The 12,726-nt window shown below is 58.1% G+C and carries 9 protein-coding genes; 6 read left to right on the top strand and 3 right to left on the bottom strand.

The window, feature by feature from the left end:
* Nucleotides 1–103 precede the first annotated feature (103 nt).
* From proS to ABVT35_RS12645, 3 genes are read left to right on the top strand one after another with little or no spacing between them, the layout of a single operon-like run.
* Entirely contained in the window at nt 104–1,432 is a 1,329-nt protein-coding gene (gene proS / locus ABVT35_RS12655) for a proline--tRNA ligase (RefSeq protein ID WP_368466904.1), read from the top strand.
* Between the two features lie 30 nt (nt 1,433–1,462).
* Nucleotides 1,463–2,758, top strand: coding sequence for a lipoprotein-releasing ABC transporter permease subunit (locus tag ABVT35_RS12650; RefSeq protein WP_368467858.1), 1,296 nt, complete (start codon nt 1,463–1,465; stop codon nt 2,756–2,758).
* Between the two features lie 9 nt (nt 2,759–2,767).
* A complete protein-coding gene (locus tag ABVT35_RS12645; RefSeq protein ID WP_368466902.1) occupies nt 2,768–3,448 on the top strand; it encodes an ABC transporter ATP-binding protein in 681 nt (226 codons plus the stop codon).
* 326 nt (nt 3,449–3,774) lie between these two features.
* Here ABVT35_RS12645 and ABVT35_RS12640 read toward each other — a convergent pair whose 3' ends face one another.
* A complete protein-coding gene (locus ABVT35_RS12640; RefSeq protein ID WP_368466900.1) occupies nt 3,775–4,926 on the bottom strand; it encodes a benzoate/H(+) symporter BenE family transporter in 1,152 nt (383 codons plus the stop codon).
* Between the two features lie 155 nt (nt 4,927–5,081).
* Nucleotides 5,082–6,233, bottom strand: coding sequence for a benzoate/H(+) symporter BenE family transporter (locus ABVT35_RS12635; protein ID WP_368466898.1), 1,152 nt, complete (start codon nt 6,231–6,233; stop codon nt 5,082–5,084).
* Nucleotides 6,234–6,488: 255 nt separating this feature from the next.
* Here ABVT35_RS12635 and dnaE point away from each other — a divergent pair, with 255 nt between their 5' ends.
* From dnaE to ABVT35_RS12620, 3 genes are read left to right on the top strand one after another with little or no spacing between them, the layout of a single operon-like run.
* Nucleotides 6,489–9,980 carry a DNA polymerase III subunit alpha gene (gene dnaE, locus ABVT35_RS12630; protein WP_368466896.1) on the top strand — a complete coding sequence of 1,164 codons (3,492 nt, stop codon included), beginning with the start codon at nt 6,489–6,491 and terminating at the stop codon, nt 9,978–9,980.
* Between the two features lie 11 nt (nt 9,981–9,991).
* Nucleotides 9,992–10,399, top strand: a complete 408-nt coding sequence (locus tag ABVT35_RS12625; RefSeq protein ID WP_368466894.1) for a carboxymuconolactone decarboxylase family protein — start codon at nt 9,992–9,994, stop codon at nt 10,397–10,399.
* Nucleotides 10,399–11,370: a quinone oxidoreductase gene (locus tag ABVT35_RS12620; RefSeq protein ID WP_368466892.1), complete on the top strand. Its 972-nt coding sequence runs from the start codon at nt 10,399–10,401 to the stop codon at nt 11,368–11,370. The genes ABVT35_RS12625 and ABVT35_RS12620 overlap by 1 nt, the downstream gene beginning before the upstream one ends.
* On the opposite strand, the gene ABVT35_RS12615 is transcribed toward ABVT35_RS12620, so the two are convergent.
* Nucleotides 11,367–12,710, bottom strand: coding sequence for a DNA polymerase IV (locus ABVT35_RS12615; protein WP_368466890.1), 1,344 nt, complete (start codon nt 12,708–12,710; stop codon nt 11,367–11,369). The two genes, ABVT35_RS12620 and ABVT35_RS12615, sit on opposite strands and share 4 nt — an antisense overlap.
* Nucleotides 12,711–12,726: the final 16 nt, after the last annotated feature.

The following is a 12,726-nucleotide window of genomic DNA, read 5'->3' as shown; positions in this document are numbered from 1 at the left end:
TGCCGCCTTTCATTCTGATCGCCAAGCGGTTATGAGAACTGACGTTTTACCGCTATTTTGCCTGATTCCTGAATTAGGCGGAGCATTGCAACCGGACAACACGATGCGCCTTTCCCGCTATTTCCTTCCAATACTGAAAGAAAACCCCAAAGAGGCGGAAATCGTCTCGCACCGTCTCATGCTTCGGGCCGGAATGATCCGCCAGCAGTCCGCCGGTATTTACTCCTGGCTGCCACTCGGCAAGAAGGTGCTCGAAAAGGTCAACGACATCATTCGTGACGAGCAGAACCGCACCGGCGCAATTGAAATCCTTATGCCGACTATTCAGTCTGCGGAGCTGTGGCAGGAAAGCGGACGCTACGACGATTACGGCCGCGAAATGCTGCGCATTTCGGACCGACAGGACCGTCCGATGCTATACGGTCCAACGAACGAGGAAATGGTCACCGACATCTTCCGCAGCTATGTGCGTTCGTACAAGGACCTGCCGCTGAACCTCTATCATATTCAGCTGAAGTTTCGTGATGAGATCCGTCCGCGCTTCGGCACCATGCGTTCGCGCGAGTTTCTGATGAAGGATGCCTATTCGTTCGATATCGATCAGGACGCAGCGCGCCACGCCTACAACAAGATGTTTGTGGCTTACCTTCGCACATTCGCCCGCATGGGGCTGTCGGCCGTGCCGATGCGTGCCGATACGGGGCCGATCGGCGGTGATCTCAGCCATGAGTTCATCATCCTTGCCGATACCGGTGAATCCGAGGTCTATTGCCACAGCGATTATCTCGGTTTCGACATTCCGGGCGAGGAAACTGATTTCGAAGACAAAAATGCGCTTCAGTCAATCGTCGACAAATGGACATCGCTTTATGCTGCGACGTCCGAAATGCACGATGCCGATGCCTTTGCCCGGGTCAGTGAAGAGGCGAGACTTTCGGCGCGCGGTATCGAAGTGGGTCATATCTTTTATTTCGGCACGAAATACTCAGAGCCGATGGGCGCAAAGGTTATGGGGCCTGACGGCAAGGAACATCCCGTCCACATGGGCTCTTACGGCATCGGTCCGACGCGACTGGTGCCTGCCATCATCGAGGCTTCTCACGATGAAAACGGTATCATCTGGCCCGAGAGCGTAACGCCTTTCGATGCCTGCATTATCAATATGAAGGTCGGCGACGGTGCATGCGACAGCGCAAGCGAGAAGCTCTACAGCGAGTTGACAGCCGCCGGCCGGGACGTTGCTTATGACGACCGCGATGAGCGTGCGGGCGCGAAATTCGCGACTGCCGATCTGATCGGTGTGCCGTGGCAGATCGTTGTCGGTCCGCGGTCGATCGCCAATGGTGAAGTCGAGGTCAAAGACAGAAAAACCGGTGCCCGTGAAAATATGTCTCTGGAGGCTGCTGTTAACCGGTTTACCAGCGCCAGCTAAGGAGAAGCGATGAGCGGCGACATCGCGCAGATGACCGAAACGTCCAAGGCCAAGGGCGACAAGCCCCCATTTGCGGGTGCCTTCTGCGCTTATGAGCGCATGGTGGCATGGCGCTATTTGCGTTCGCGGCGCAAAGAAGCGTTCATCTCGGTCATTGCGGGTTTTTCCTTCGTTGGCATTATGCTCGGCGTTGCGACGCTGATCATCGTGATGGCGGTTATGAACGGGTTTCGCGGCGAACTCATTGACCGCATTCTCGGCGTCAACGGACACATGATTGTCCAGCCGATTGACGAGCCTTTTAAAGACTATGCCGGTCTTGCTAACCGGTTGGCGGCGGTCGAGGGTGTGCGCTCCGCTGTGCCATTTATCGATGGCCAGGCGCTTGTTTCCGGTTACAGAGATGTCGGAACAGGCGCGCTTGTGCGCGGTATACGTGCCGACGATCTGTCAAAGCTGGGCGGGGTCACCGAAAATATCAGGGCTGGAGATCTCGTTGGATTTGCAGCGGGCGAGGGGCTTCTTCTGGGCTCGCGTCTTGCGACAAATCTTGGCGTGAGCGTTGGCGATACGATCAAGCTGATATCTCCGGAAGGCGATGTAACCCCGCTGGGCGTCACGCCCCGCATCAAAACCTATCCCGTGTCGGGAGTCTTCGAAATCGGCATGTCGGAATACGACGCGTCGATGATCTTCATGCCGCTCGGTGAGGCACAGCTTTATTTCAATTCCGACGGCCTGGTGCAGTCGATTGAGCTGTTCGTCGACGATCCCGATCAGGTGGATTTACTGCGGCCGCTGATCGAGCAGGCTGCCGGCCGACAGATATTTATTTCCGACTGGCGCATGCAAAACAGAACGTTCTTCTCGGCACTTGAAGTCGAGCGCAACGTCATGTTCATGATCCTGACGCTGATTGTCCTTGTGGCGGCGCTGAACATCATTTCCGGGCTGATTATGCTTGTGAAGGACAAGGGGCACGACATTGCCATCCTGCGCACCATGGGTGCGACGTCCGGCGCGATCCTGCGGATTTTCTTCATGACTGGTGCGGCAATCGGGGTGACCGGAACAATTGCCGGATTTATCCTCGGCGTTGTGGTGTGCTGGAACATCGAGAGCATCCGGCAGTTTTTCTCCTGGCTGTCCGGGACGACTCTGTTCAATCCGGAACTCTATTTCCTCAGCCAGCTCCCGGCGGACATGAATGCCGGTGAAACGGTTTCCGTCCTGCTGATGGCAATCGGGCTTTCCTTCCTGGCAACGCTGTTTCCGGCCTGGCGCGCCTCGCGGCTCGATCCTGTCGATGCACTGCGTTACGAATAGGTATTATTGATGGGCGAAGCTGTTCTTCAGATCGAGGCCGTGCAGCGTCACTACGAGCAGGGCGACAATATTCTATCCATCCTGAAGGATGCGAATTTCTCGCTTAACCCCGGGGAGACGGTGGCGCTTGTTGCGCCGTCCGGTGCGGGCAAGTCGACGCTTTTGCATGTCGCCGGTCTGCTTGAGCATCCGAGTGCGGGAGAAGTTTATATCGGTGGGCGTGCGACAACCAAGCTTGACGACGACACCCGCACGGCGATGCGTCGGTCCGATATCGGTTTCGTCTACCAGTTCCACCATCTGCTGCCGGAGTTCACGGCGCTGGAAAATGTGATGATGCCGCAGATGATCGGCGGGCTTTCCTATAAGGAGGCGTCAGAGCGGGCCCAGCAACTGCTCGACTATCTGCGCGTTGGTCACCGCTCAGGTCACCGGCCGGCGGAGCTTTCCGGCGGCGAACAGCAGCGTGTGGCCATTGCAAGGTCCGTTGCGAATGCGCCGCTTATCCTCCTGGCAGACGAGCCGACGGGCAATCTCGATCCGACGACGGCAGGCTATGTGTTCGAGGCGCTTGATGCATTGGTGCGCCAGTCCGGCCTGTCAGCGCTGATTGCAACACACAATCACGAGATCGCTTCCCTGATGGACAGGCGGGTGACACTGGAAGACGGCAAGGTCGTCGAGTGTTGAATTGGCTTCCCCAAATAGTCATCCAGCGGGCTGAGCCGCCGCGCGCGTAGCGCCCGCAGCCCGCAATCTCGCATTGAAATAAGCCATCATTGGTTAACGGTGGCGGCGGCGCTTGCCCGTGTATTTAAGGCTTCCTTAAACACAATGCGCTATTCGCTTGACATGAGAACAAGATAAGAACAAAATAAAAACATAGACGGAATAAGGAGGAACATATGTTCGATTTTGCAAAAGACTGCGCTGCCTTCGCCTCCATGGTCATGTTTGTAACGAGCCTCACCGTTGTCATGATGGCGCTTTGATCCGGAGCGCCACCTTGGTAGAGATCACGCTCTGAAAAGCTTGTAGAGCCGGTCGAGGCCGAGGATGAACAGGCCCGCCACCAATCCCCAAAATGCCGACCCGATACCGAATGCGGACATGCCTGAGGCGGTCACCGCAAAGGTGGCGATGGCGGCTATGTGGTTGTCACTTTCCGCCATGCTGCGGCCGAGCGATGCAGCAAGTGCGCTCACCAGTGCCAAACCGGCGACAGTTGTGATGAGCGCCTTGTCGAAACTTCCGAATAGAGCAACAAGTGATGCGGCAAAAAGGGCGATCGCAACATTGCCCGCCGCATAAAGCGGTCCGCAGAGCCAGCGCTTGTCCTTGTCGGGATGGGCGTCGGGACCGGAGCAGACCGATGCTGTGATGGCGGCAAGGTTGGAGGCATGGGCGCCAAAGCCGGCCGTCGCCAGAGAAGCGAAACCGGTGACAAACAGGACAGGCCGCAGCGGCATTTCATAACCTGCGGCCTTCAATACGGCAAAGCCCGGCAGGTTCTGCGACGCCATCGTTACAATGTAGAGGGGAAGGCCGAGGCCGATCAGCGCATGAAATTCGAAGCGCGGCGTTATCCAGACGAGCCGCGATAAATGCAGGTCGCCGACCGGACCGGCCAACCCAAGGAGGTGGGCAAGAACAATACCGCCGCACAGAACAGCCAGCACCGCCCAGATGGGAGAGAATAGTCGCACGACGGCAAATATTATCAGCAGCGGAACGACGAGTTCGGGTGCCGATTTGAGATGTTCGAATACCGCCACCACGAAGGTGAACAGGATGCCGGCCAGCATTGCCGAGGCGATTGTCGTCGGGATACGCTCGATCAACGCGCCGAGCGGCCGGAAGGCGGCAGTCATCAGCGTCAGCACGGCAGCGAAGAAGAATGCACCGACCGCTGTCTCAACCGTTTCGCCCGATGTTGCCGCAATCAGAGCTGCGCCGACGGTGGAACTGGCGGCGATAACCGGTGCCCGAAACCGCAAACTCAGGATTAAGGTAATAGCGGCTTTTGCCAGACACAGAGATGCAACCCAGGAGGCGGTTTGCGCTGCGTCGGCACCGACAGCGGCAGCCGCCGCGAGCACGATGGCGATGGAACTGCCGAAACTGATGAACACCGCCACCAGCGCCGATATCACTATCGAAGCGCGCATCGATTCCCTCTTTTGCAACGTGCCAAAGTTACTGTGACAAGGCCTGCCGCGCCATCCGTTTTCTGCCCGGGCCGGGACATGAGAATCACTGCTGGCTGTTTCTGTCAGGCGTTGGCGCAGCGTTTTGGCGACGACGATAGATGGCCTCGAGAATATCACGCCCTGAAGCGTGCGCGGAGCTGGTCGACGCCGAGGATGAATAGACCCGCTACCAGACCCCAGAAAGCCGACCCGATACCGAATGCGGACATGCCTGATGCCGTCACCGCAAAAGTGCCGACGGCGATAAACCGGTCTTCGTCCTTTGCCATGCTGCCGCTGAGCGACGAGGCGAGGGCGCCGATCAGGGCGATGCCGGCGACCGTGGTGATGAGTGCTTTGGGAAAGCTTGCAAAAAGCGCAACCAGTGACGCGCCGAAAATTGCAATGACCACATAACCGGCCGCATAGAATGGACCGCAAAGCCAGCGTTTGTCCTTGTCCGGGTGAGCGTCCGGTCCGGTGCAGATCGACGCGGTGATAGCGGCAAGGTTTGTTGCATGGGCGCCGAAGCCGGCGGAAGCGAGGGACGCGATGCCCGTCACCGACAAAACGGGGCGCGAGGGCACGGTATAGCCGGAAGCCTTCAGCACCGCGAATCCGGGCAGGTTCTGCGAGGCCATGGTGACGAGATAGAGAGGCAAGCCGAGGCCGATGAGCGCCTCGAATTCGAAGCGCGGTTCTATCCATACGAGCCGTGATACGTGCAGATCGTCCAGGGGGCTGGTGAGGCCCAGGATGTAGGCCAGGGCGATGCCGCAGAACAACACGGCCAGCACCGCCCAGATGGGCGAGAATATCCGCACGACAACGAACAGGATGAGCAGCGGGACGACAAGTTCCGGTGCCGATTTGAGATGTTCGAACACCGCCAGGACAAAGCTGAAGAGAATGCCTGCCAGCATCGCCGAGGCGACGGAGGTGGGGATGCGTTCGATCAATGCACCGAGCGGGCGAAAGGCCGCTGTCAAAAGCGTCAGTATAGCGGCAAAAAAGAATGCGCCGACGGCGGTTTCGATCGATTCTCCGGAGGACGACGCGATCAGAGCGGCGCCGGGTGTGGACCAGGCGGCAACAATCGGTGCGCGGTATCGCAGGCTCAGGACAAGGGTGACGGCGGCTGTGGCAAGACAGATGGACGCGACCCAGGAGGATGTCTGTTCCGCATTCGCGCCGACCGCAGCCGCGGCGGCAAGCACGATGGCGACAGAACTGCCAAATCCGACAAGGACAGCCACCAGTGCCGATATCACCACAGATGCGCGCATCGTTCCCCCCTGTTTCGAAACGTGCTGAGGCTACTGGGATTTGGACCATCGCGCCAGTTGAATCGCGCTTGATATGTAACTGCTAAAGGGAGTACCGATATCGATTGCCACCGCTATAGTGATGAGCTGCCGGCAGCGATTCCATGTGGATTGGGACCACTGCCCGAGGGCCAGGCGGGAATTGATGCTAAGATCGAAGTTCAGCCGCGCCTTGTCCGGAAGCGCGCAACATCCGCAACGTAACGGGAATGCAGCATGTCCGAATCAGGTGAAACCGAATCCGCCATCCACCCAGCAGGGCCGCAATTCGTTCACCTGCGGGTTCACTCCGCCTATTCGCTGCTGGAAGGCGCGTTGCCACTGAAAACCATCATCTCGATGGCCGCGGCAGACAGGCAACCGGCAATCGGTATTGCCGACAGCAACAATCTTTTCGGTGCGCTGGAATTTTCGGTCAAGGCTGCAGGTGAGGGGCTCCAGCCCATCCTTGGCTGCCAGCTTGATATCGATATGGAGGACGGCGGCGGTGAGGAGCGTCGCGGTCACAAGGAACATCTGGCCGACCGGCCGTCTGTCGTCCTTATCGCCATGAACGCGGACGGATACACCCGTCTGGTCGATCTGGTCAGCCGGGCCTATCTTGACGGGTCGGGTGCCGAAGCGGTGCATATCTGCGCCTCGTGGCTGGAGGAAGGAACCGAAGGCCTTATCTGTCTGACCGGCGGGCAGACGGGACCGATCGACAAGGCGTTGTCCGACGAGCAGCCGCAGGTCGCAGCTACCCGCCTTGACTGGTTCAAGACGCATTTTCCCGGACGCTTATATATGGAACTGCAGCGCCAGAGCGGGTTTGACCGGGGACACGAGAACCGGGTACTGGGCCTTGCCTATGAACAGGCCGTGCCGATCGTTGCCACCAACGAGGCGTTTTTTCCCTCGCCTGATGATTTTGATGCCCACGATGCTTTGATGGCCGTTGCGCACAACGCCATGGTTTCGGATGACAGCCGCTTTCAACTGACACCCGATCACTATCTCAAGAGTCGTGCCGAGATGGTGGCGCTGTTCGAGGATCTGCCGGAAGCCCTTGAGAATTCTGTCGAAATCGCACGCCGCTGTTCCTTCCTTCTGGACACCCGCGCACCGATTTTGCCGCGCTTTACCGGAGCGACGGACGATCCGGAGGAAGCGCTGCGGGCAGAGGCCGCGGAACTGCGCCGACAGGCCGAGGAGGGGCTGGATCTACGTCTCGCCGAACTCGGCTTTGCGGAAGGGTTTGCCGAGAGCGATTACCGCGAACGTCTGGAAGTCGAACTCGGAATCATCGAGCGCATGGGGTTCCCAGGCTACTTTCTCATTGTTGCCGACTTCATCAAATGGGCTAAGGCGCATGACATACCGGTCGGCCCTGGCCGCGGGTCTGGCGCGGGATCGCTTGTCGCCTATGCGCTAACGGTGACGGATGTTGACCCGCTGCGTTTTTCACTGCTGTTCGAACGTTTTCTTAATCCGGAACGCGTGTCGATGCCGGACTTCGATATCGACTTCTGCCAGGATCGGCGAGACGAAGTGATCCGTTACGTTCAGGAAAAATACGGCAGACAACAGGTGGCGCAAATCATCACTTTCGGATCGCTGCAGGCGCGCGCCGCACTGCGCGATGTCGGCCGGGTGCTCGAAATGCCCTACGGTCAGGTCGACCGGATCTGCAAACTGGTTCCGAACAATCCCGCCAATCCAACGCCGCTGCACAAGGCCATCGAGGAAGAGCCGAAGCTTCGTGAGGAGGCGCAAAAGGAGCCTGTTGTCGGGCGTCTGCTGGACATTGCGCAAAAGATCGAGGGCCTCTACCGGCATGCATCGACACACGCCGCCGGCATCGTCATCGGTGACCGGCCGCTGTCGAAACTTGTGCCGATGTATCGCGATCCGCGCTCGGACATGCCGGTCACGCAGTTCAATATGAAATGGGTTGAGCAGGCGGGACTGGTGAAGTTCGACTTCCTCGGCCTCAAAACGCTGACGGTTTTGAAGACCGCAGTCGATTTCCTGCGCGATCGCGATATCGAGGTCAATCTGGGTGCGCTGCCGCTGGATGATCCGCAAACCTATGACATGCTGTCACGCGGCGAGACGGTCGGCGTATTCCAGGTGGAAAGTGCCGGCATGCGCAAGGCCCTGATCGGCATGCGACCCGACAGGATCGAAGACATCATTGCGCTGGTCGCGCTCTACCGCCCGGGACCGATGGAAAACATTCCGGTCTACAATGCCCGCAAGCATGGCGAGGAGGAAGTCGCCTCCATCCATCCGAAGATCGACTATCTGCTTGAAGAAACGCAAGGTGTGATTGTCTACCAGGAACAGGTGATGCAGATCGCCCAGGTCCTGTCCGGCTACTCACTTGGCGAAGCCGACATGCTGCGCCGCGCGATGGGCAAGAAGATCAAGGAGGAAATGGATAAACAGCGCAGCCGTTTTGTGAGCGGCGCGGTCGATAACGGCGTAACAAAACCGCAGGCCGATCTGATCTTCGACCTGCTTGCCAAATTCGCCAATTACGGCTTCAACAAGTCGCACGCCGCAGCCTATGGCATTGTTTCCTATCAGACGGCCTATCTGAAAGCGCATTATCCGGTCGAGTTCCTGGCGGCCTCCATGACGCTCGACATGTCGAATACCGACAAGATCAACGATTTCCGCCAGGACGCCGCCCGGCTGGGCATCGAGGTAGTGCCACCCTCGGTTCAAACGTCCTACAGGATCTTCAAAACCGGTGAAAACCGGATTTACTATTCGCTTGCGGCCATCAAAGGTGTCGGAGAGGCTGCTGTCGATCACATTGTTGAAGTCAGGGGCGGGCAACCTTTTGCAAATATTGAGGACTTTTTCCTGAGGGTGGATTCTAAACTGATCAACCGGCGGGTACTGGAGCACCTCATCTGTGCCGGTGCATTTGATTGTTTCGGCCGGGAAAGAGCTGAACTTGTCGGTGGCATCGACAGACTGCTTGGGCTTTCGCAGCGGGCGACCGAGGACCGGGTCAGCGGTCAATCCGATATTTTCGGCACGGGCGCGGCAACCGGACCGGAGGTGGTTCAATTTCCCAGCGTAACACCCTGGGTTCCTTCAGAAAAACTTCACCGGGAATATCAATCTCTCGGCTTTTATCTTTCAGCCCATCCGCTGGATACATACCAACAGCTTCTGGAAAAAATGCGGGTTCAGACCATTGGGGAATTTTCCAATGCGGTCAAACAGGGCGCGACGGCGGGGCGTCTCGCCGGTACCGTGACATCCAAACAGGAGCGCAAGACCCGCACCGGCAACAAGATGGGGATCATCGTTTTTTCCGATTCTTCCGGGCAGTATGAGGCCGTGCTGTTTTCCGAGGGGCTTGCGCAATACCGGGACCTGCTAGAACCGGGGAAATCGCTGGTGGTCACGGTCGACGCGGAGGAAAGACCCGAGGGAATCAGCCTGCGAATTCAGACTGTTCAGTCGCTTGAAGAACGCGCTGTTCAAACTCAGAAAGCCCTCAGGATCTTTGTGCGCGACAGCACGTCGCTGCAGCAGATTGCAGGTCACCTCAACACCAAGGGAGACGGCCAGGTCTCGTTTGTGGTGATCAAGGAGGACGGCAGGCGCGAGATCGAGGTTGAACTGCCTCAGCGCTACAGGATTTCGCCGCAAATCGCCTCCGCTCTAAAGACTGCGAAGGGCATTGTCGATGTTGAGCTTGTATAGGAGGCGTTTTCATGTCCACTGTTCCGCTGCAGGAAAATCCGGAATCCGATCCGCTGGTCAGGCAGGTCTTTGACGACATTCGTGCGACTCGCGGCAGCGATTTCATCAATCTTTTGTGGAAATATCTGGCCTTCGACCCACCTTTGTTGAAGCAGACATGGGAAGATGTGAAGTCGGTCATGGCGGAACCGTCAGCACTCGATCCGAAAACCAAGGAAATGATCTATGTGGCGGTTTCAATCGCCAATTCCTGTCGGTATTGCGTCCATTCTCACACAGCAGCGGCGCGTGCAAAGGGCATGGATGATGAGGAATATGCGGATCTGCTGAGGGTGATATCCACGGCTTCACGAACCAACGCTCTGCTCAACGGTTTGCAAATTCCGGTCGATCCGGAGTTCAACAGGGAGAATGATTAGTGGCCTATTCTATCGTCGCACCACATACCGGCGGCAGTGATGTATTGCGTGTGCAGGAGATCGAAATACCAACGCCAGGAGCAGGTGAGGTGCTGCTGCGCCACACCGCGATTGGCGTCAATTTCATTGATACATATTTTCGGACCGGGCTCTATCCGTGGAGTGTCGACAGCGATCTGGTGCTCGGATCGGAAGCGGCAGGCGTAGTCGAAGCGATCGGGGACGGCGTCAGTGGCCTGTCGGTGGGCGACCGCGTCGCCTATACGCTCGCCAACGGTGCCTACACGACCCACAGGACTGTGGCCGCGCAGCATCTGGTGAATATTCCCGACGGCGTCTCGGACGAAACGGCTGCGGGTTCCATTTTGAAGGGACTGACGGCGCGTTATCTGCTGCACGACAGCTATCCGGTTCAAAGAGGTCAGCATGTGCTGTTTCACGCTGCGGCCGGCGGTGTCGGGCTCATTGCGGGGCAATGGCTTGCTACCATGGGGGTCAGGGCGACCGGAACTGCAGGCGGTCCGGAAAAATGCGCCCTGGCAGGACAATACGGATATTCAGACGTCATCGACTATCGCTCTGAAAATTTTGTCGAAAAGCTCCGCGCTCTTGCCCCGAGCGGCGTCGATGTTGTCTACGATTCGGTTGGTAAGGACACTTATCCAGGTTCTCTGCAGTGCCTTAAGACACACGGCACTCTGGTCAGCTTCGGACAATCATCCGGGCCGGCGACCGAGTTCAAACTGTCGGATCTTGCCGCCGGCTCCTTCCATGTCACGCGGCCGATCCTCTTCCACTTCACGGCGCTGCCCGGATGGCTTGAAAAGGCCGCATCGGAACTGTTTTCGCTGATTGCCGATGGCTCGATCAAAATCAACGTGAATCAGACCTTTGATCTGCGCGACGCCGCCAAAGCCCATGATGCCCTCGAAGGGCGGCAGACGACCGGCTGCACGGTCTTGATACCCTAGCGGCCCTGTCTGTCTTTGGGATCGGGCGCGTCCCGGTCCCTTTGCGGACGGGCGCTTTTATGGCGGCCGAATGTATACCCCGTTTCGACAGCACCGCGGCCGAAGCGGTCGACAACCTTGTCGATCGCCCGTTCGGCCACTGCACGTTGCGTTGCCTTCTTGTCGACGAGGTCCGGCGGGTCTGCCAGATCCGCATTGGTCAGATCCGACACGCCTATGCCCAAGAGACGGTACTGCGTGCCGTCGAGTTCCTTTTCCAGAAGCGCTAGGCCGGTGTGAAAAATCCGGTCGGCCAGGCAGGTCGGATCGTCGAGACGGCGATTCCGTGTCCTGATCCTGAAATCCTTGCTTTTCAGTTTCAAAACAACCGTGTGACCGGCAATCTCGCTTTTCTTCAGCCGGCGCGCGACCTTTTCCGACAGAGACCGTAGCACGGCGACAAGGGTTTCGCGGTCCGAATGGTCGCTGTTGAACGTGGTCTCGGACGACACGCTTTTTGCGCTGTCACGCGTGTGGACCTGCCGTGCATCAAGCCCGCGGGAAAGGCGGTAGAGTCGCTGGCCTATGGCACCGTAACGGCGCATCAGGTCGCCTTCCTCCATTTTCTGAAGCTGACCGATCATGGTGATGCCGTCTTTTTCAAGCGTCGCCGCAAATGCCTTGCCGACGCCCCATATCGTGGTGACCGGCATATCCCGCAAAAACCCAACGGCTTCAGCCTCACCAATGACGGAGAAGCCGCGAGGCTTTTCCAGGTCGGAAGCGACCTTGGCAAGAAATTTGCAGTACGAAAGGCCAACGGAGACGGTTATGCCGATTTCCTTTTCCACACGCTCGGCGAATGCCGCCAGCGTACGGGCAGGGGGATTACGGTGCAGCGCTTCGGTTCCGGCAAGTTCGAGAAACGCTTCGTCGATCGAGATTGGCTGAACAAGCGGCGTCAGTTCCTCCATCATTTTGCGTACTTCACGGCCGATGCGGCTGTATTTCTCCATGTTCGGCTTGACCACTATCGCCTGGGGACAGGCCTCAAGCGCCTTGAACATCGGCATTGCGGATCTGACGCCGTGAATGCGTGCGAGATAGCAGGCCGTGGACACCACGCCGCGTTTTCCGCCCCCGATTATTACCGGTTTGTCGGCCAATTCCGGATTGTCGCGTTTTTCGACTGTTGCGTAAAATGCGTCACAGTCGATATGGGCAACAGTCAGCTTATAGAGTTCGTCATGACTCAAAATGCGCGGGCTGCCGCAGCCGGCACAGCGGCGAACCTTCTTGTCCTGATAGGCCAGGCAGTCACGGCAAAAGCCGAGATTTGGATCGGGATTGCTGACCGACATTGCTGCACCGGTGTAG

This window comes from Hoeflea sp. TYP-13 (assembly GCF_040932035.1).
Classification (GTDB): Bacteria; Pseudomonadota; Alphaproteobacteria; order Rhizobiales; family Rhizobiaceae; genus Hoeflea_A.
This window is presented reverse-complemented; position numbering and strand designations above follow the sequence as displayed.

What these genes read in the sequence shown, in the direction of transcription:
- ABVT35_RS12625 (WP_368466894.1), top strand. Translation starts at nt 9,992, where the DNA reads ATGTCCACTGTTCCGCTGCAGGAAAATCCGGAATCCGATCCGCTGGTC.
- ABVT35_RS12640 (WP_368466900.1), bottom strand. Translation starts at nt 4,926, where the DNA reads ATGCGCGCTTCGATAGTGATATCGGCGCTGGTGGCGGTGTTCATCAGT.
- ABVT35_RS12615 (WP_368466890.1), bottom strand. Translation starts at nt 12,710, where the DNA reads ATGTCGGTCAGCAATCCCGATCCAAATCTCGGCTTTTGCCGTGACTGC.
- dnaE (WP_368466896.1), top strand. Translation starts at nt 6,489, where the DNA reads ATGTCCGAATCAGGTGAAACCGAATCCGCCATCCACCCAGCAGGGCCG.
- proS (WP_368466904.1), top strand. Translation starts at nt 104, where the DNA reads ATGCGCCTTTCCCGCTATTTCCTTCCAATACTGAAAGAAAACCCCAAA.
- ABVT35_RS12650 (WP_368467858.1), top strand. Translation starts at nt 1,463, where the DNA reads ATGACCGAAACGTCCAAGGCCAAGGGCGACAAGCCCCCATTTGCGGGT.
- ABVT35_RS12635 (WP_368466898.1), bottom strand. Translation starts at nt 6,233, where the DNA reads ATGCGCGCATCTGTGGTGATATCGGCACTGGTGGCTGTCCTTGTCGGA.
- ABVT35_RS12645 (WP_368466902.1), top strand. Translation starts at nt 2,768, where the DNA reads ATGGGCGAAGCTGTTCTTCAGATCGAGGCCGTGCAGCGTCACTACGAG.